Annotated in this window: 10 protein-coding genes; 1 reads left to right on the forward strand and 9 read right to left on the reverse strand. The window is 74.7% G+C overall.

Features of this window, described 5'->3' with window-relative positions; genetic code table 11:
- Window positions 1–132 precede the first annotated feature (132 nt).
- The 4 genes from L1785_RS15120 to L1785_RS23260 form a co-directional block, all read right to left on the reverse strand.
- A complete protein-coding gene (locus L1785_RS15120) occupies window positions 133–1,221 on the reverse strand; it encodes a HesA/MoeB/ThiF family protein (protein WP_236090104.1) in 1,089 nt (362 codons plus the stop codon).
- Between the two features lie 93 nt (window positions 1,222–1,314).
- Window positions 1,315–2,286 carry an electron transfer flavoprotein subunit alpha/FixB family protein gene (locus L1785_RS15125; protein WP_236090105.1) on the reverse strand — a complete coding sequence of 324 codons (972 nt, stop codon included), beginning with the start codon at window positions 2,284–2,286 and terminating at the stop codon, window positions 1,315–1,317.
- 28 nt (window positions 2,287–2,314) lie between these two features.
- Entirely contained in the window at window positions 2,315–3,103 is a 789-nt protein-coding gene (locus L1785_RS15130; protein ID WP_236090106.1) for an electron transfer flavoprotein subunit beta/FixA family protein, read from the reverse strand.
- Between the two features lie 145 nt (window positions 3,104–3,248).
- On the reverse strand, window positions 3,249–8,771 hold the full coding sequence (locus tag L1785_RS23260) for a rhamnogalacturonan lyase family protein (protein ID WP_308113343.1): 5,523 nt from the start codon (window positions 8,769–8,771) through the stop codon (window positions 3,249–3,251).
- A 316-nt stretch (window positions 8,772–9,087) separates the two neighbouring features.
- On the opposite strand from L1785_RS23260, the gene glgX reads away from it, so the two are divergent.
- On the forward strand, window positions 9,088–11,433 hold the full coding sequence (glgX, locus tag L1785_RS15145; RefSeq protein ID WP_236090107.1) for a glycogen debranching protein GlgX: 2,346 nt from the start codon (window positions 9,088–9,090) through the stop codon (window positions 11,431–11,433).
- A gap of 15 nt (window positions 11,434–11,448) precedes the next feature.
- Here glgX and L1785_RS15150 read toward each other — a convergent pair whose 3' ends face one another.
- From L1785_RS15150 to L1785_RS15170, 5 genes are all read right to left on the reverse strand, one after another.
- Window positions 11,449–13,146, reverse strand: coding sequence for an FAD-binding dehydrogenase (locus L1785_RS15150; protein ID WP_236090108.1), 1,698 nt, complete (start codon window positions 13,144–13,146; stop codon window positions 11,449–11,451).
- Window positions 13,147–13,177: 31 nt separating this feature from the next.
- A complete protein-coding gene (locus L1785_RS15155) occupies window positions 13,178–14,281 on the reverse strand; it encodes a prephenate dehydrogenase (protein WP_236090109.1) in 1,104 nt (367 codons plus the stop codon).
- Window positions 14,278–15,273, reverse strand: a complete 996-nt coding sequence (locus L1785_RS15160) for a prephenate dehydratase (protein ID WP_236090110.1) — start codon at window positions 15,271–15,273, stop codon at window positions 14,278–14,280. Before L1785_RS15160 ends, L1785_RS15155 begins: the two co-directional genes overlap by 4 nt.
- Window positions 15,270–16,220 carry a hypothetical protein gene (locus tag L1785_RS15165; protein ID WP_236090111.1) on the reverse strand — a complete coding sequence of 317 codons (951 nt, stop codon included), beginning with the start codon at window positions 16,218–16,220 and terminating at the stop codon, window positions 15,270–15,272. Before L1785_RS15165 ends, L1785_RS15160 begins: the two co-directional genes overlap by 4 nt.
- Before the next feature lie 174 nt (window positions 16,221–16,394).
- Window positions 16,395–19,517: a VanW family protein gene (locus L1785_RS15170; protein WP_236090112.1), complete on the reverse strand. Its 3,123-nt coding sequence runs from the start codon at window positions 19,515–19,517 to the stop codon at window positions 16,395–16,397.
- Window positions 19,518–19,547: the final 30 nt, after the last annotated feature.

Consider the following 19,547-nt stretch of genomic DNA (forward strand, 5'->3'; position numbering starts at 1 on the left):
TGGGGGGTCGGACGCTGCCGACGCTAGGAGCGAGCGATGACCTCGTGACGAAAGGCCCGGTACGTCCAGGTGAACACCAGATGACCAGGACGTGATCGCTGTCACACACGAGGTCGCGCGCCGGAGCGGTCGTCACGCCTCGCGGAGCGCGCGGCTGGTGACGTGGCTCCAGCCCTCGGCCGCGAGCAGCGCGGCGGCGCCGCGGGAGCGCAGGCCCATCTCGCAGACCACGACCACGGGCGCGCCCGCCGGGTGCGCCAGCAGCTCGGCCGGCAGCAGGCCCGCCGCCAGGTCCTCGAGCCGCACGTGGACGGCTCCGGGCACGCCCGCGGGGCGCAGCCCGACGTCGAGCACCAGCTCCTGTCCGACGCCGGACGGGTCGCCCGCGTGCACCAGGTCGCCCTCCGGGCGTCCTACCTCGGCAGGCACGGCCTCGGCACGTTCTTCTTCGTGCGGTTCTACCTCGGCGAGCTCGATCGTGTCCCAGGCCGACGTCCGGGCGTCGTAGACGAGGAGCCGCCCCAGGGCGACGTCGCCCGTGCCGGTCAGCAGCTTGACGACCTCGACGGCCATGGTCGCACCGACCACCCCGCACGCGGGGCCCAGCACCCCGACCGTGTCGCAGGACTCCCCCTCGGGCGGCTGCGGCCCGAACACGTCCGGGTAGGTGATCGCCCGCCCGCCCGGCGCGGCCGACCACCACACCGCGACCTGCCCGTCCCAGCCCAGCACCGTGCCCCACACGACCGGCAGGCCCAGCGCGGCCGCGGCGTCGGACACGGCGTAGCGGGTGGCGAACGTGTCGGAGCCGTCGACGACGACGTCGTACCCGGCGAGCAGGCGGAGCGCGTTTCCGGCGTCGAGCCGCTCGCGGTGCTCGACGACCTCGAGCGCGGGGCGCAGCGCCCGCAGCGCGTCGGCGGCGGAGGCGGTCTTGGCCCGGCCGACGTCGGCCGTCCCGTGCAGCACCTGGCGCTGCAGGTTCGAGGCGTCCACGACGTCGTCGTCCAGCACGCCCAGGACGCCCACGCCCGCGGCGGCGAGGTACGGCAGCACGGCGGACCCCAGGCCGCCGGCGCCGACGACGAGGACGCGGGCGCCGGCGAGGCGCTCCTGCGCGGCCGGCCCGAACCCGTCGAGCAGGAGGTGGCGCGAGGCACGACGCCGCTCGTCCGGCGAGAGCGGGCCCCGCGCCGGAACCAGAGGTCCCGGGCTGCTCATGCGCGCACCTGGGTGCGGCACAACGTCATCGGTTCGGCAGCACGAGGTGCCGAACCGATGACGAGGTGCCGAACGGGGGTGCGCAGCACGGGCTCAGCCCTTGTGCTTGCGGATCTCGGCCGCGGCCTGCGGCAGCACGTCGGCGAGGTCGCCCACGACGGCGAAGTCGCAGATCTCGAAGATCGGCGCCTCGGGGTCGCTGTTGACGGCGACGATCACCTGCGCGGCCTGCATGCCGCCGCGGTGGTGGGGCGCGCCCGAGATGCCTGCGCCGATGTAGACGCGCGGCGCGATCGTGACGCCCGTCTGGCCGATGTACGCGTCCCACCAGCCCTCGAACACCGCGTCGCGGGACGCGCCGACCGCGGCGCCGAGCGCGTCGGCGAGGTCCTCGACCGGGCCGAAGTCGCCCCCGGTCCCCCGGCCGCCGGCCACGACGACCGCGGCCTCCTCCAGCGACGGCCGCCCGCTGGTGCGGGGCTTGACCGTCCGCGAGACGAGCGTGACCGGCAGCTCGGGGACCTGGACCGCAAACCCCTCGACCACCGGCTCCACGGCCGCCTCGGCGGCGGCGGGGACGACGGCGTTGGCACGCACGGTGATCACGGCGACGTCGGTGGTCACCGCGCAGGCCGTGTCCCACGACCCGGCGAACACCCGCTTGGAGCCGACGACGCGGCGGTCGTCGTCCTCGCTCACGGCCGCGGCATCGATGATCAGGCCGGCGCCGAGGTGGTGGGCGGCGAGGGCCGCGGCCTCCTTGTTGGCGAACGACGTCGGCAGGAGCACCACGTCAGCGTCCGCGCGGCGCACCGCCGCCGCGAGCGCCGCCGCGACGACGGCCGGCAGGTGCCGCTCGTCGCCGTGCAGCGCGGGCGGGAGCTCGGCCTGGCGGACGGTCCCGACGCCGTACGCCCCGAGCTGCGCCAGGGCCTCCACGGTGGGCGACTCGAGCGACACGGCCTCGACGCGACCGAGCCCGCGGGCGATGGTGAGCAGCTCCAGGACGCCGGTGCGGACCTCTGTCGCGGGGTCCAGGAGGACCAGGATCGTGCGGTTGGTCATGGTGCGCGGCCTCTCGGGCGAGGTTGTTTCAGACAAGGTCGTTGCGGAGCAGGAACTCGGCCAGGGCGACGCCGCCGTCACCCTTGTCGGTGACGAGCTGCGTCTCGGGGCGCGGCGGGCGGGGGGCGGCGGACACCGTCTGCGTGCGGGCACCGGCGGCCCCGACGGTCGCCGGGTCGAGGCCGAGGTCGGCGGCCGTCCACGCCTCGATCTCGCGCGTCCGCGCCGCCATGATGAGCTTGAAGTTGGGGAAGCGCGGCCGGTTCGCGGTGTCCGTCACGGAGACGACGGCGGGCAGCGGCGCGGACAGCTCCTCCGTCACGTCGTCCGCCTCGCGGACGACCGTGACCGTGCCGCCGGAGACCGCGAGCTTCTTCGCGAGGTGCAGCGCCGGGCGGCCGAGCTCCGCCGCGAGGAGGACCGGCACCACGGAGCCGAGCCCGTCCAGCGCGGCCATGCCCGTGATCACGAGGTCCACGGGGGACTCCTCCTCCAGCTTCCGCACCGCGGCGGCGAGCGCCGCGGCGGTGCCGAAGTAGTCGGAGCCGGCCAGGGCGTCGTCGGACACCCGCACGCCGCGGGTGACGCCCATCTGGAAGGCCTTGCGGAGCGCGACGTCCCCGTCCGGGGCGGCGACCGTCAGCGCGACCACCTCGCCCTGGCCCGCGGCCTCGACGAGCTGGAGCGCGGCCTCGAGCGCGTTCTCGTCCAGCTCGTTGAGCGTGCCCTCGGCGGGAGAGCGCACGACGCGACAATCCTCGAAGCCCCGCTCGGTGTTGATGTCGGGGACGTACTTCACGGTCACGACGATGCGCATGCGAAAACCCTACCTGCGCCCGGGGACGGGGCCTGATGGGACGTCCGTCACTCGGTCGTGTCAGGTCCTGGCGCACCGTTGAGTGCGGGGTTTCTGTTGGGTCGGGGACGCCCGGGCCCGACAGAAACCCCGCACTCAACGAGTGTCAGCTCGGTGCGAGCTGTGACGTGACCGCTCTCTTCACCTTCACGGTGAGCACCTTGCTCGTGGTGGACCCGTGCTGGTTGGTGAGCACCACCGTGTACTCGTACGTGCCGTTCACCTTGCCGGAGACCACGAAGGACGCGTGCTGGGCCCGCGGCGTGACGTCGACCAGGTCGCGGGTCGCTACGGGCGCGCCGTCCTCCAGCAGCGTCACGGTGTGTCCGTTCTGGCCCCACCACAGGTCGGCCTTGACCGTGTAGGTGCCGTCGCCGTCCCAGTTGTCGCTGCGGAGCACCATCCGGCCGGGCGCCGCCGTGGCCGGCCCGGGCACCCGCTCGCCCGGTGTCTCGGGCGTGGTGAGCGCGAGCCGCGGGGCCACCGGGGTGGCCATGCCGTCGCCCAGGAAGTAGGACGTGTGCGGCGGCTGGTTGTAGCCGGTGTTCTGCCACGCCACCCCGAGCCGGTACACCGGGTCGGACATGAGCGTGCGCAGGCGGTGCTCGGCAGGGATCACCGTGGTCGCGATCCGCAGCGCGGTCGAGTCGTCCGTACGGGTGACGAGCTCCTCGCGCCAGTCGCCGAACAGGTCGGCCTGGAGCGACGGCGTGCCCTTCGTGCTGTTGTTCGACAGCGTGCCCGTGGCCCGGTAGAGCTCGGTCGCCGTGCCCGACGCCCCGTCCCACTTCGCGATGGTGGGCACGCCCGTGCCCGTGGTCGCGTCGTAGTCGTGGTCGCCGATCTCCCGCACGAGGTCGCCGTCCCACCAGGTGAGGAAGTTTGCCGCCGGGATGACGGAGCCGATCAGCTCGCCCGACGCCGCGTGGATCTCGCCCACCCGGGAGTTCCAGGCGGCGTCGCCGCCCACGGCCCAGCCCTCCGCGCCGGGGTACCGGGCGTCGATGTCGCCCGCGGCGGCGCGGCCCGTGTCCTTCGTGGCCGGGATCGACCACAGGACCTCACCGGTCCTGGCGTCCCGGAACGTGGCGCCCAGATTGCCCGACGAGCCCATGTCCTCGTGCGCCGCGAACACCTCGAGGCCCGGGCGCGCCGGGTCGAGGTCGGTCACATGGAGCGCGTCGCCGTGGCCGAGGCCGGTGTTGTAGGCGACCGTCCCGTCGTCGTCGATCGTCAGCGAGCCGAAGACGATCTCGTCCTTCTGGTCACCGTCCACGTCGGCCGTCTCGAAGCCGTGGTTGCCCTGGCCGCGGTACTGGCTCCCGGCCTTGTCGGTGTCGAACACCCACCGGCTGGTCAGGTCCGTGCCGTCGAAGTCGTACGCCGCGATCACCGTGCGCGTGTAGTAGCCACGGCTGAAGATCACGCTGGGGTGCTCGCCGTCGAGGTAGGCCACGCCCGCGAGGAACCGGTCCACGCGGTTGCCGTAGGTGTCGCCCCAGGCGCCGACGTCGCCGCGCACCGGCATGTAGTCGACGGTGTCGAGCGCGACGCCCGACCGCCCGTCGAAGACCGTGAGGTACTCCGGCCCCGTCAGGACGTAGCCCGACGAGTTCCGGTGGTCCGCGCGGGCGTCCCCGATCACCGTGCCTGCGCCGTCCACGGTGCCGTCCCCGGTCTTCATCGTCACCTCGGCGTCGCCGTCACCGTCCAGGTCGTAGACCTGGAACTGGGTGTAGTGCGCGCCCGCACGGATGTTGCGGCCCAGGTCGAGGCGCCACAGCCGGGTGCCGTCCAGCTCGTAGGCGTCGACGTACACGTTGCCCGTGTAGCCGGCCTGCGAGTTGTCCTTCGAGTTGGACGGGTCCCACTTGAGCACGATCTCGTACCGGCCGTCGCCGTCGAGGTCGCCCACCGACGCGTCGTTGGCCCGGTACGTGTACGGCTGGCCGTCGCGCCCGTAGGCGTCCGCCGGCTTGTCCAGCGCCACGTCGAGCGTCTGGGAGTCCCACGGCTCGAAGTCGGCGGTGGCCCACCGCTCGATGCCGTCGAGGACCGTGCTCACGCGATACGTCGAGGACGTCGTGCCGGACGGGTCCACCAGGTCGGTGCTGCCGGTGACCGGCTCGTCCGTGATCCGGGTGCCGTCGCGGTAGACGTGGAAGCCGATCTCCTCCGGGTCGAGGCCGAGCAGGCGCCAGCCCACGTAGACGCCGTCGTCCAGGGCGACCGCGACCGCCGAGCGGTCCATCCGCTCGGCCTGGCGGACCAGCCGGGTCGGCGCCGGGGACTCGGCCACCGCCGAGCGCGCGGAGGCGCCGCCCGCGTTGATCGCGGTGACCTGGTAGAAGTACGGCACCGTCGTCAGGACGTCGGTGTCGTCGTAGCGCGGCTCGGCCGCGCGGCCCAGGTAGAGGAACGGGCCGTCGGCCGACTCCGCCCGGTAGACCTGGTAGAACAGCGCGCCCTCCACGGCGTCCCAGGTGAGCGGCACGAGGTTCTTGCCCACCTCGCCGACGGCGAGGTCGGCCGGTGCGGTCGTGACGGGGACGGACGGGTCGATGGTGGTGACGGTCAGGACGTCGGTCGGGACCGACTCCAGGCCCGACGGGTCGAGCGCCACCACGTGGTACCGGTACTCCTGGCCCACGTCCGCCGAGGCGTCGGTGAACGAGGGCTCCACGGTGTCCCCCAGCGCCACGGGCACGGGCTGGCCGTCGGCCTGACGGTAGACGCGGTAGCCGACGGCGTCGTCGGTGCCCGTCCAGGCGAGATCCACCCGGGCCGCCGCGCCGTCGATCCCGAGGCCCGCGAGGCTCAGGGCCGACGGCGCGAGCAGCAGCGCGGTGACCTCGATGCCGTTGAGACGCGACGACGTGCCGGTCATGACGAGGCTGATCTGACCGTCGGTGACCTCCACCGGCTGGCTGACCTTCTTGCTCACCGAGCCCCGGCCGGCGTTGGAGGAGCCGAAGTCGCGACCCTCGATCTGCACGTTCGAGCGCGAGGTGCCGATCCAGTCGCCGTTGTAGGTCGTGACGGCGTAGGTGCCGTCCGGGACGTCGATCGCGAAGGTGTGGCTCGGGCTCGGCAGCAGGAAGTCCCGCTCGAGCGCGTTCGGCGCCGGGTCGAAGGCGATCCCCCGGTCGCGACCGCCCAGGCCCGTCGGGTCGAGCCAGCCCCAGCCGATCTCCGGCGAGTACACCGAGCGCTCGTTGGCCTCCGTGTAGCCCGGCAGCACCGGTGCGCCCGCGATCTGCACGTCGAACTTGAAGATCGCGGACCGCGTCGTGATGCGGAGGGTGTCCGACGGCGCGGAGTCGCCCCGGCCGTTGACCGCCACCACCCGCAGGTCGTACGAGCCCCCCTCGTCGAGACCGTTCACCGCCGCCTGCGGCAGGGTCGACGTCGTGGCGAGCTGCCAGGCGTCGTCACCGGCGTCGGACGCCTTGCGGAAGATCTTGTAGATGTCCGCGCCCTCGACCGCGGTCCAGGAGAGCTGGACGCTCGAGCTCGAGATGCTGCCGGCCACGACGCCGGCCGGCTTGGCGGGCACCTGGGCGGGGGGCTGTGCCTGCACGACCTTCCCGGCGAGCGGGACGTCGAGCTGCGCCACGTCCTGCGCGACGAGCCGGGCCATCTGGATGGCGCCGTACTCCTGGAAGTGGGTGTCGTCGACGGTGCCGTTGGGCCGGCCCGGGTAGACGCCCGCCGGGACGTGCAGGAACACCGACTTGGCGGCCTCGGGGCCGATCTCGTCCAGGTAGGCGCGGCTGGAGGCGGAGAGGTCCACCAGCGGCGTCCCCGTCTCCGCCGCCAGCTCGCTCGCCTGCTGCACGTACTGCGGGAACGAGACGTTGAAGAGCCCGGTCTCCGCGTTGAAGCTGCGCCGCGACACCGGCGTGACGATCACGGGCGTGGCGCCGCGCTGGACGGCCCCGTCCACGTAGGTACGCAGGTAGTTGCGGTAGTCGGCGGGAGCCGCGAAGCGGTCGTCCACGCCGTACGAGTTGTCGTTGTGGCCGAACTGGACGAACAGGTAGTCACCCGGCCGGATCTGGCGCAGCACCTCGTCGAGGCGGCCCTGGCTGATGAAGTTCTTCGAGGAGCGCCCGCCGATGGCCTTGTTCTCGACCGTCACGTCGTCGGACAGGAACCGGCCGATCATCTGGCCCCAGCCTGCCTGCGGCACCCAGTCCGCGGTGTACGTCTGGACCGTCGAGTCGCCCGTGACCCACATGGTGGGCTGCGTGCCCGGGGCGCGCGGGGAGCGCTGGGCGATCGTCAGCGCGGCGAGCTTCGCGGCCGTGCCGCCGAAGTCGAGGTTGAGCTGGCCGTCCACGAGCGCGATGTCGAACGACATCTCGAGGAACTCGCCCGCACCCCGCGCGGTCTGCGCCACCTTGGCCATCTGCTCGGCGGTGATCGCGATGTCGGTCGAGCCGGCGAGGTCGCCCGCCACGATGCTCACCGTGTAGTCGCCGTCCGGGAGGTCGACGACGAGCTCGGTGTCGCCCACCGTCACGAAGTCGGAGCGCAGCGCGTCGTCGCCGCCGCGGTCCGTCGCGGCGACCTGGGCGGTGTTCACCCAGCCGTAGCGGTTCGCGGCGGAGTACGCGGTGGTCGCGCCGATCCCGGTGGTGCCGCCGGCCACCGCCCCGGAGCCGAGGTCGAAGGCGAGCACGCCGCCGTCGGGCAGCGTGGGCTCCGCGACGCCCTCGAGCGTGGCCACGGCGGCCGCCGACGGCGCGCCCGCGCCGTCCGCGCCGAGCGCCTGCACGCGGTAGTGGTGCACGACGGCGGTGTCCGCCGCGTCAGTGGCGAACACGTCGCCGGCCGTGCGCGCGACCTCGGTGAACGGGCCCGTCACGGACTCGGCGCGGCTCAGGACGTACCCGCTCGCGCCGGCGACCTCGTTCCACCGCATCGTGACCGAGCCGGGCGCCACGTGGGCGGTCCGCAGGGCCTGCGGCGCCGGCATGGAACCGACGGGCTCCTCGGGCTCCTCCTCCAGGACCTGCGTGACGACGATGCCGTTGACGTAGCCGCCCGCGCCGACGCCCGTGACGCCGACGGTGAGCTGCCCGTCGGTCACCGCGGTGCGGTACGTCGCGTCGGTGACGGCCTGGCGGGACTGGATGGTCCCGGCCGTGGTGCCCTCGAGGGCGATCGTGGTGCTCGTGGTGCTCGTGCCGGCCAGCTTGTCGCCCGACCAGACGCGCACGTCGTACGTCCCGGCCGGGACGTCGAGCGCGAAGCCCCACGCCGTCGCCAGGACGAAGTCGTCGGTGAGCGGGTCGGTGGTGCCGCGGTTGCGCGAGATCGGCGAGATCCCGTCCACCGGCACGATCCCGTAACCGGCCTCGGCGGAGTAGCGGAAGCTGTCGAGGACCCCGGTGAACCCGTCGGCCACGGCGCCGGGGCCGAGGTCGAAGCTCCAGGTCAGCGGCGCGACGGCGGCCGGGAGCACGGCGGCGGCCGCGGTCGTGGCGGTTGCCGTGGTCGTGCCGGTTGCCGTGGGCGCCGATGTCGTCGGTGTCGTCGCGGCAGCGGCGGCGCCGGCCGGCACGGCGAGCGAACCCGCCGCGAGGACCGCCGCGACGGCGCGCGCGGCTCTGCCGGCGGCCACTCGGAAAGCGCTTGCTCGTCTGGGGGGCAGGGGGCTGGGAGCCCCGAGGGGATGCTGCACAGGTCACCTCGTGATCTCGTCCTTGAGCGGTGGTGGTGCGCGGCCCCGGCCCCTCGTCGGGCTTTGAAAGGATTCACGGAACCGCGACCATGATGGCCCCCGCATCGGCCGGCTGTCCAGAGTGCACGCTTCGTCCATTCCGGGTCCCTGGGCGTGGCAACGTTTCCACGAAGGGACCCGATCGGCGTCACGTATTCGTCACGAACCACCCTCAGGAGGGCTCGGAGCATCCGGCCGGACCTGCCACCATTGAGCCATGGTCAAGGACACCCGACGTGAGGCGAGTGCGCAGCGGGCCCCCGGCGACCCCGCGCCCCGGCCGATCGTGCGGCCGCTGACCCGTCCCAACGTGCGGCGCAGCCATGTGCCCCCGCTGGGCGTGCACGTCGCACCCGGCGGCGGCGTGGACGTGGCGGTCCTCGCGAGCCACGCAACAGCCGTCGACCTGTGCCTGATCGACGTGGTGGACCCGGCGCTGGCACCCGCCGACCTCGCCCGCTACCGCGAGCGCCGCGTCCCGCTCGACGGCCCCACCTACGGGGTGTGGCACGCGCACGTGCCGAACGTGGGGCCGGGGCAGCGGTACGGCTTCCGCGTCTACGGACCGTGGGACCCGCGAGCCGGGCTGCGGCACAACCCGGCGAAGCTGCTGGTCGACCCGTACGCGCGCGGCCTGGTGGGCGAGCTGTCGCACGGGCCGGCCGTGGTCGGCGCGGTGGCGCAGGAGCGCGCCGACAGCCCCGGCTGGTGGCTCGCCGACCCGTACGGCCCGGCGGACGACCGCGACTCGCTCGCGTCCGTCCCGCACGCCGTCGTGATGCCGCCCATGCCGCCGCCGGAGCCCGGGACGCGGCCCCGTGTGCCGTGGGCCGACACCGTCATCTACGAGGCGCACGTGCGAGGCCTCACGATGCAGCACCCGGACGTGCCCGAGGAGCTGCGCGGCACGTACGCCGGCGCGGCGCACCCGGTCGTCATCGACCACCTCAAGAGCCTGGGCGTCACGACGCTCGAGCTTCTGCCGATCCACGCGAGCGCCTCGGAGCCACGGCTCGTGTCCCAGGGCCAGGAGAACTACTGGGGCTACAACACGCTCGGCTTCTTCGCGCCGCACGCCGCGTACGCGACGAAGGCGGCGCAGGCCGCAGGCCCGGAGGCGGTGCTCGACGAGCTGCGCGGCATGGTGCACCTGCTGCACAAGGCGGGCATCGAGGTGCTGCTGGACGTCGTCTACAACCACACGTTCGAGGGCGGCGACGACAGCCTGCACGTCGCCTTCCGTGGTCTCGACAACCCGGTGTACTACCTGCACGACGGCGCCTCCCCCGCCGCCCTCGCGGACGTGACCGGCACCGGCAACTCCCTGGACTTCCGCCGCCCGCGGGTCATCCAGCTCGCGCTGGACTCGCTGCGCTACTGGGCGCAGGTCGTGGGCGTGGACGGCTTCCGGTTCGACCTCGCGGTCACGCTCGCCCGCGGCACGGTCGGCTTCGACCCGGACCACCCGTTCCTCGTCGCGCTGCAGACGGACCCGGTGCTGTCCGGGCTCAAGCTGGTCGCCGAGCCGTGGGACGTGGGGCCGGGCGGCTGGCAGACTGGTGGGTTCCCGCCGCCCATGGCGGAGTGGAACGACCGGTTCCGCGACGCCGCGCGCGGGTTCTGGCTCGCCGCGGCCCGCGAGGGGTCGCACGGGCGGGAGATGCGCGGACTGCGCGAGCTCGCGACGCGCCTGGCCGGCTCGGCGGACATGTTCGGGCCGAGCGACCCGCCGCTCGTGCGCGGGCCGGTCGCGTCCGTCAACTACGTCACCGCGCACGACGGCTTCACGCTCGCCGACCTCGTCGCGTACGACCACAAGCACAACGCCGCCAACGGCGAGGACAACCGCGACGGGACGGACAACAACCTGTCGTGGAACCACGGCCTGGAGGGCCACGCGCCCTCCGGCGACGACGCGACGTCCGAGCACTGGACGGCGATCGTGCCGCCGCGCCTGCGGTCGCAGCGCAACCTGCTCGCCACGCTGCTGCTCGCGGCCGGCACGCCGATGATGACGGCGGGCGACGAGCTGGGGCGCACCCAGCACGGCAACAACAACGCCTACGTGCAGGACAACGAGACGTCCTGGGTGGACTGGGACCTGGACCCGGCCAGGCAGGACCTGCTGGACACGGCCCGGTTCCTCGCCCGCCTGCGCCAGCAGCACCCGGCACTGCGCGCCGACTCGTTCTTCCTCGGCTCGCCCCGGCCCGGCGAGCCGGACCCGGACCTGCTCTGGTACCAGGCCTCCGGTGAGCCGATGGACGTCGCCGCGTGGACCGTGCCCGGCACGCGGGTGCTGCAGATGCTGCGCCCCGGGCCTCGCGCGCACGACTGCGACGTGCTCCTCGTCCTCAACGGCGGCCTGTCCGACGCCGACGTCGTGCTCGCGCCGCCGCGACCCGGTTCGGCGCGCTGGGAGCTCGTCTGGGACTCCTCCTGGGACCACCCCACGCGGGACGACGGCGACCGCGGTGCGGTCGGCCCGGGCGGCCCGGGCGGCGCGTGCTCGGTGAAGCTGGAGGCGCTGAGCGTCCAGGTCCTCCTCGCTCCCCCGGCCTGACGGTCGCCTCGCGGGTCAGAGGGAACCGGCGAGCGCGCGCCCCGTCACCCGCCCCGTGAAGAGGCAGCCGCCGAGGAACGTGCCCTCCAGGGCGCGGTTCCCGTGGGCGCCTCCGCCGCCGAACCCGGCGGCCTCGCCGACGGCCCAGAGACCGTCGAGCACCTCGCCGTCGGCCCGGAGCACACGGCCTGCCGGATCGCACCACAGGCCGCCCAGCGTCTTGCGCGTGAGCACCGAGAGCCGGACGGCGAGCATGGGGCCGTCCTTCGGGTCCGTCAGGGCGCGCGGGGGCGCGACGCGGATGCGGCGGTCCACCCAGAAGTTCCGCGCCGCCGCCGTCGCCACCACCTGCGGGTCCTTGCCGAGGCCGGAGAGCACCTGCGCGTCGCGGAGCGCGATCAGCCGGGCGAGGGCCGCCGGGTCGACGTGGCCGCGGGACCCCGGCGTCGCGTCCGTGAGGGCGTTCATCCCTGCGGCGAGCTCGCCGGCCGAGGAACCCCACACGAACTCGGGCGACCGCTCGGCGAACAGGGCGACGGGCACGGCCTTGCCGCGGACGCGCTCGATCAGCTTCGGCACGCTCTTGCCGGTGAGGTCGGGGTTCTGCTCCGAGCCCGACAGGGCGAACTCCTTCTCCATGATCGTCTTGTTCAGGACGAACCAGGAGTGGTCGTCGCCCCGCGCGGTGACGTGCTGCAGCGCGCCGAGCGCGTCGAAGCCCGGGTAGAGGGGCGCGGGGAGGCGGCCGCCGTCGGCGTCGAGCCACAGGGACGACGGGCCGGGCAGGATGCGGATGCCATGGTCCGTCCAGACGGGCGAGTGGTTCGCGATGCCTTCCGGGTAGTGCCACATGCGGTCCTCGTGGACGAGCGCGGCACCGGCCTCGGCGGCGATCCCGAGGAGCAGCCCGTCGGTCGAGTCGGGCACGCCGGACAGCATGCGGGCCGGGAGCTCGCCCGACCCGGGGTTCCACCGGGCGCGGGCCAGGTCACGGTTGGCGCCGATGCCGCCCGACGCCACCACCACGGCCTGCGCCGCGATCTCCACCTCGCTCGTCACGGCGCGGCTGCTGGGGACGCCGCGCTCAGCGCCGTCGGCGTCGAGGACCTCGGCGCGGACCCCGGTCACGCGGCCGTCGGTCACCGTGAACGACGTGACCCGGTGGCGGAACCGCAGCTCCAGCAGGCCCGACCTCACGGCCTCGCGCGCGGCGCGGACGAAGGGCTCCAGCACCGCCGGGCCCGTGCCCCACGTGACGTGGAAGCGGGGCACCGTGTTGCCGTGCCCGCCCGCGGGGTAGCCGCCCCGCTCCGCCCACTGCACCAGGGGGAACCAGCGCACCCCCTTGGCGTGGAGCCAGGGCCGCAGGTCGCCCGCGGCGAACTCGACGAAGCCCTTCGCCCACGCGTATCCGTGACGGTCCGGCCCTTCGCCCCATTCGGCCCCCTCGGTGAACTGCGCGGAGCCGAGCCAGTCGGCGAAGGCGAGCTCGGCGTCGTCGTGGACGCCGACACGCCGCTGCTCCGGCGAGCCCACCAGGAACAGCCCGCCGAACGACCACCAGGCCTGCCCGCCGAGCGAGGCGGCCGGCTCCTGGTCGAGGAGGAGCACGTGGTGCCCGGCAGCGGTCAGCTCGGTCGCCGTCACGAGGCCGGAGAGCCCGGCCCCCACCACGATCACGTCAACGTCCTTGTTGAACCCCGCGTCAGTCATGGGCGCAGCGTATCCGCCCCGGAGCCGCCGATCAGCGCAGCACGACCTCGCCGTCGCGCACCGCGACCACGACATCACCCTTGGCGCAGCGCGCCAGCAGCATGGCCGGCCAGTCCCCGTCGAGAGGAACGGTCCCGGCCGACGCCGGTCGCGCGCCCGCTTGCACCGGCCCGCCGCCCACGTCGATCGCCGTGGGACGGTCCGACGAGGGCACGTCCGACGCAGGCGGCCCGGTCCCTGCCGGGGCGGGGGGACGCCACGTCTCCCGCACGACGGCCGGGCGGTCGAAGAAGTCGTGCACCGGCGCGTTCGACTCGAGCGCGTCCGCGAGCGCCTCCAGGTCACGCGCCGCGAGGCGTAGCGCGGGCGCCACCCAGGTCGCGTTCTCGGTGACCATGGCCTCGGTGCGGCGCGGGTCGCTCAGGGCTACCCGCGTACCGTCGCGGAACGAGCCGGCCGCCAGGCCGAGCGCCACGTCCCGCACGGGCGCGCCCGCGACGAGGGACAGCAGCTCGGTCGCCAGCACGTGCGGCACGTGGGAGATCAGTGCGGCGGCCTCGTCGTGCACGTCGTCGGTCAGCACGACGGCGGTGCCGCCGAGCGGGCCGGTGACCAGGCGCAGCACCTGCTCGAGGCGGGCGGGGTCGGTGGCGTCGGTCGCCGCACCCGGCTCGACGGTGACGATCCAGCGGGCGCCCGCCAGGAGCCGCTCGGTCGACGCCTCGAACCCGGAGCGCTCCGTGCCCGCCATGGGGTGCGCACCCACGTACCGGTCGCCGAGGCCTGCGGACTCGACGGCGCGCCGCACCGCACCCTTGACGCTGCCGACGTCGGTCACGGTCGGGTCCCAGCCCGGGTCCTCGCCCAGCGCGACGGCCATCTCGCCTGCGACGGACCGCATGGCCCGCAGCGGCGCGGCGAGGACGACGACGTCCGGGCGCTGGGTCGCCAGCGCGGCGACGTCGTCGGCCACCGCGATGCCGATCGCGGAGGCGTCCGCGCGCGTCGCGGGCGACGGGTCCGTCGCGACCACCGCGACGCCCCGCGCCACGAGCGACCGGGCGACCGAGCCGCCGATCAGGCCGAGACCGACGACGCCGACGCTGATCCGCTCCGCCGGCCCGGCGACGCTCACCACAGCAGGCCCCGGGCGCGCTCGTCGTCGGGCGCCGAGGCCGACACGGAGCCGACCGGGACGTGGTCCGGGTCGAGCGCGCCGTCGAGCGCGGCGTACGAGCCGGCGCCCGCGGGGAACACCCCGAGGGTCTTGAGGGAGTCGCCGGCCGCGAGGAGGTCGTCGAGCACGGCGCGGGCGCCGGGCTGCCACGGCGCCTCGTCGCACGTCACCACGAAGACGTACGTGCCCTGCTGCACCTTCAGGGGGCGCGTGATGAGGCTCGACATGTTCACGCCGCGGTCGCCGAAGGCGGCCGTGATGCGGGCCAGCACGCCCGGGCCGGTCAGCACGGGTGTGATCGCGAGCATCGTCCGCCAGGACCGCTCGCCCGCGTCCTGCGAGCGAGCCAGGTGCGCGGGCGCGTCCGCGCGCCTCGCCAGGACGAGGAACCGCGTCCGGCCGCCGCGGAAGTCCTCCACCGCGCGCGCGTACGTGTCCAGGCCGTACAGCTCTCCGCACAACCGCGGGCCGAGCGCGACGGTGTGCGGGCCGGCGTCGCGGCAGGCCGCGGCGTTCGACGTTGCGGGCACCGGCACGAGGCCCTGGGCAGCGACGAAACGGGCGCACTGCGCGAGGCCGTGCGGGTGGGCGCTCACCTCGGTGAGCTCGCCGTGGCCCGGCCGCACGAACGCGTCGAAGGACACGTCGAGCACCACCTCGTCCACCGCGACGACGTCGGGGCTGCCCACGAGCGCGTCCAGCGACGGCACCACGTAGCCCTCGACGGAGCTCTCGATCGCGACCACGCCGACGTCGGCCGAGCCCGCAGCGACCGCGTCGTGGACGTCCTTGACCGTCGTCAGCGGGACCGCCGTGACGCCGCGCGCCGCTCCGGCGGGCTCCTCACCGGGCTGCTTGGCGTGGAGCGCCGTCCAGTCCAGCACGGCCTGGTGCGTGAAGGTGCCTTCCGGGCCGAGGTACGCCGCGGAGGTGACGGTCACCACGCTCATCGCGCCCACTGCGGCGCGAGGCTCTCCGGGCCCGGCACGAACGAAGTGCCCGGCAGCACGGCGAGGGTCCGGTGCGCGATGCCGTTGTCGTCGAGCCGGGCCACGAGCTCGTCCAGCATCACCGACGTGGGGCACGAGAACGACGTGAAGAAGACGTGCGGCCCCATCTGCGACGCCTGGCTGCGCAGGTGCTGCAGGTCGATCCCGGCGTCGGCGATCAGGGCGAGCGTCGGCTGCAGCGAGCCGCGGTGGTCGTCGTACGGGCCGAACGCGAGCCACACCTGGGCGGGCTTCGTGAACGCAGGCCACGTGCGGCGCGCCTCGAGCAGCCCGTACCAGACCGGTGCGCGGCCCTGGAGTGCGGCGCTGTCCGGCAGCTCGACGAGTCCCGCAGGGACGCGCGACCGCTCGATGACCAGGGAGCCGGCCGGCCCGGCGATCAGGACCCGCTCCTCGACGGGCGTGCGGGTCGGGACCAGCCGCGGGCTCGCGCCGAGGCTGCGCAGCACCGTGCGGCAGTCGCGCATGCCGGCCTCGTCCACGATGACCTGGTCACCCTGCCCGCCGCCGGGCGGACCCACCCACACCCACTGGTTCGGGACCGGCACCGCGCCGGTGACGATCAGCGACGACGCGCCCTCGAGGAGCGCCTGCTCCAGCTCGGGTGACGGCTGCTCGGGGTGCCCCAGGTGCACCACGGCGGCGAGGTCGTCGATGCTGGCGACGGTCGCGAGGGTGTCCGCCGTCGTGCCGAGGTCCAGCAGGTCCACCGTGTCGTCGAGCACGCCTGCCGCGCCGGCAGGCCCGGGCGGGGCGGCGCCGCGCTGGGCGACGGCCGGGGCGGCCGGGCCGCCGTCGGGCCGCCCGGCAGGGGCGACCCCCCAGCCGGCGATGCGCGCGGCGAGCGCCGCGTGCGCGGGAGACTCGCGCTCGCTGCGTCCCAGCATGTCGAACCCTCTTCCGCTGTCGTCGGCCCCGCGGGCGCGGGGCCGTGTGCGCGGCGTGCCGCACCCGAATTCTCTCCCCGGCCAGGGGTACGTGCAGGGGGTGACCGGTTCGCGGACCGGTCACCCCCTGCTGCGCGGCCGCCGCGGCGACCTACGGCGCGAGCCGTGCAGCCGTCAGCCTCCCGAGCCCACGCAGATCTTCGGGTTGTCCGGGTTGTAGGTGTGGGTGTCGGCCTCGTCCTTCACGAGCTTGCCGTCCGGCGTGTACACCTTCCGGAAGTTCGTGATGCGGAAACCCGCCTCGCCGCCCGGGTAGTTCTCGCAGCCCTCGGCCGAGCTCTGCACCGGGGTGGTGGGGACGATGTTGGTCTTCTCGCTCGCGGAGGTCTCCACCCTGAAGTGCTTCGTGCTCCAGATCTGCACGTACAGGCGGCCGTTCGCCACCCACGCCTGCATGAGCGCGCCGTACGGGGAGTCGTTCGTGAACCGCATGTCCTTCGCGCCCACGAAGATCGTGGCCTCGCGGCCGGCCGGGTAGCGCGTGAACCAGTAGCTGTGCTGGTGGTGCTCGACGTCCGTGAAGCCGGCGAAGAAGCCCGCGTTGTAGGTGGTGGTCGCCATCTGGGACAGCCCGCCGCCCACGCCGTCGGTGTGCTCACCGTTCGACACGATGCCCGAGGCGACGTAGCCGTTGGCGACCGTGATCGGCGACAACGCGTCGATCAGGGAGAACGTCTCGCCCGGCTTGACCAGCGTGCCCGTCACCATCTGCGCGCCGCGGACCAGGTTGGCCGTGCGGACCGCGTCGTTCGTCAGCGGGGTGTCGAACGAGGAGATGACCTCCTTGACGCCGAGCGCCTCCAGCGCGGCGCGCGAGTCGGCCGGGTCCCGCTCGACCAGCTCGACGGTCGTGCTGCGCTCGTCACCGAGCGCCGCCGTCTGCACCGCCTCCGCCAAGGCGGCGGGGTCGAGCGTCGTGCCCTGCTCGCCGCCCACGATGACCGGCTGGCCGCCCTGGAACTCGAAGTGCGCCTCGTCCGGCTCTGTCAGCAGGTCGTTCGTGCGATCGACGATGGCCTCGACCAGCTTCGCGCCGTCGAACGACGGCTGGAGCGTGCCGTCCGTCGCCGCGAACGACGCCGCACCCGCCAGTGCCGCGCTGGGCAGCTCGGGGTTCTGTCCGCCCACGGAGACCGTGACCGGGCCGGAGACGATCTGCTCCGCCTGGGCGAGCGCAGCATCTGTCTCGGCCTGGGTGATCTCCGGCTGGACCTGCTCGACCGGCAGGTCGAACGGGCCCGTCCGGCGCAGCCATTGAGACGTCAGGATCTCCTCGGCCTGCTCGGCGACGACCGTCGTGCCGGCCACCGCCGGCGTCGCCGCCGCGGCGCCGTCCGCGAACACGACCGTCCCGTCCACGGGCGCCACGGCCATGGACTCCGTGAGCGCGGCGACGGCGGCGTCGAGCTTCTCCTGGTCGACCGCGAGGAGCAGCTCCTCCTCGCTGCCGCCGAACAGGTGCTGCCACATGCGGGCGGGGCTGAGCGAGAAGCCCGTCAGCTCGTCGACCGTCGCCTCGGCGTCGACCGCCAGGCCGCTCGCCGCCGGGTCGAGCGTCGTCGACGCCTCCCCGGCCGTCAGCTGCAGCGGCTCCACCGCGCGGGGCGCGAGCGCCTCCTGCAGGGTCTGCACCGCCTCCGGCCCGGTCTGCCCGCCGAGCGCCACGCCCACGACCGTCGTCTCGCGCGGCACCTTGTCGCCGAACGCCCAGGCCATGGTCGCGTACCCGCCCAGCAGGACGACCGCGACGACGCCCGCGTACAGCGCGATCTTGGGCGCGCGGCTCGGCGCCCCGTCGCCCGAAAGCCCGAACAGTCCCGGGCTCGCCGGGGGGACGTGCTGCGCGCCCGGCACAGCGGGCGGGCCGGGCACCGGCTGCGGGCTCCCCGATCGCGCAGCCGCGCCCGTGGTCAGCCACGGGAGCGGGATCGTGCCCGTCAGGGGGCGCACGATGCGCGGGATCGCGCCCGTGATGCGGGGCAGGAAGCCGGTGGGCGGCTTGTGGAACGGGATCTCGCTCGGCGCCGCGAGCGGCATCGAGCCCGGCAGGGCGACGGTCGGCACGTCCGGCGGCGCCACGACGCCCACCACCGCAACCGGCGTGGCCGACGCCGGACCGGTCGCCCGGGCGGGGACGCTCGGCGCGGTGCCGGGCTCGCTGGGCGAGTGCGACGACCGGGTCTGGTCAGCGGGGTCGAAGGCGAAGACGCGCGGCCGGTAGGAGACCTTCGGGGTCGGCGCGGTCGCCGTCGGGGCGGCGAGCGTGTCCACCACCGCCTGCAGGAGCGCGACCTCGTCGGGAGCGGCGGCGGCTCCTGGGGCACCGGCGGCCGGGGCGCCTGTGGCCGGGGCCAGGCCGGCGGCCGGGGCACCGGCGGCCGGGGCGCCGGCGGCCGGGGCGCCGGTGGTCGGGGCGCCGGTGACTGAGGCCAGGCCGGCGGCCGGCACGGTCGAGGCCGGCGGGGTCGCCGCGGGTGCCGACGCGGTCGCCGCAGGCCGCTCGGGCGCCGGCGGGGACGCGGCGGCCGCGGGACGGGAAGCGGCAGGGTTCGCGGCGGACGAGCTCGTGGGCGCGAAGGTCGGCGGCACGGTCGGCGGCGTGCTCGTCGCGGGCGTGGCTGCGGCCGACGACGGTGCGGACTTCGGCGCGGCCGGACCGGAGGCCGTCGGGGCGAACGACGGCGCCGCAGGAGCGGGCGGCGCGGCCGGTGCCGACCCGGCGGACGGCTTGTCGGCCGGAGCGGCCGGCTTGTCGGCCAGGGCGACCGGCTTGTCGGCCGGGCCGGACGCCGACGGGGCGGCGGGCGACGGGGCGGCGGGCGACGCGGCAGCGGGCGACGCGACCGGGGCGACCTGCGGTGCCGGAGTGTCCGAGGCAGCCGTCGCCGGCTTGTCGGCCGGGGCTGCTCCTGGCTCGGGGGCCGAGCTGGGCGCGGCGGTGGTCTTCGCGGGGGTGGCCTCGGACGCCGTCGTCGACGGGGACGTGCTCGCGGGCCGCTCGCCCGGGCCGCCGTCGGCGGCGGACGCCGCGGGTGCCTCCGGTCGCGCGGGGGTCGCCCCCGGGCGGGTCGGCGAGAGCTTCGGCGGGAACGCCGGGGTGGGCGACGCCGTCGGCGCGGCTGCCTGCCCGGGCGCGTCGGACACCGTCGAGCCTGATGCGCTCCCGGCGGTGCTCTGGGTGGGAAGGTCCTGCGAGGTCGGCTCGAGCGCCTGCTCACGCTCGGTCGGCTGGCCCATCGACACGCTCCGTGCGGCTTCTCGGGAACG

Origin of the sequence: Antribacter soli (assembly GCF_021568775.1) — a bacterium.
Lineage (GTDB): Bacteria > Actinomycetota > Actinomycetes > Actinomycetales > Cellulomonadaceae > Antribacter > Antribacter soli.

Bases quoted from the DNA above. Each gene is read 5' to 3' on its own strand.
- glgX (WP_236090107.1), top strand. From the start codon at position 9,088: ATGGTCAAGGACACCCGACGTGAGGCGAGTGCGCAGCGGGCCCCCGGC.
- L1785_RS15150 (WP_236090108.1), bottom strand. From the start codon at position 13,146: ATGACTGACGCGGGGTTCAACAAGGACGTTGACGTGATCGTGGTGGGG.
- L1785_RS15160 (WP_236090110.1), bottom strand. From the start codon at position 15,273: ATGAGCGTGGTGACCGTCACCTCCGCGGCGTACCTCGGCCCGGAAGGC.
- L1785_RS15165 (WP_236090111.1), bottom strand. From the start codon at position 16,220: ATGCTGGGACGCAGCGAGCGCGAGTCTCCCGCGCACGCGGCGCTCGCC.
- L1785_RS15170 (WP_236090112.1), bottom strand. From the start codon at position 19,517: ATGGGCCAGCCGACCGAGCGTGAGCAGGCGCTCGAGCCGACCTCGCAG.
- L1785_RS15125 (WP_236090105.1), bottom strand. From the start codon at position 2,286: ATGACCAACCGCACGATCCTGGTCCTCCTGGACCCCGCGACAGAGGTC.
- L1785_RS15120 (WP_236090104.1), bottom strand. From the start codon at position 1,221: ATGAGCAGCCCGGGACCTCTGGTTCCGGCGCGGGGCCCGCTCTCGCCG.
- L1785_RS15130 (WP_236090106.1), bottom strand. From the start codon at position 3,103: ATGCGCATCGTCGTGACCGTGAAGTACGTCCCCGACATCAACACCGAG.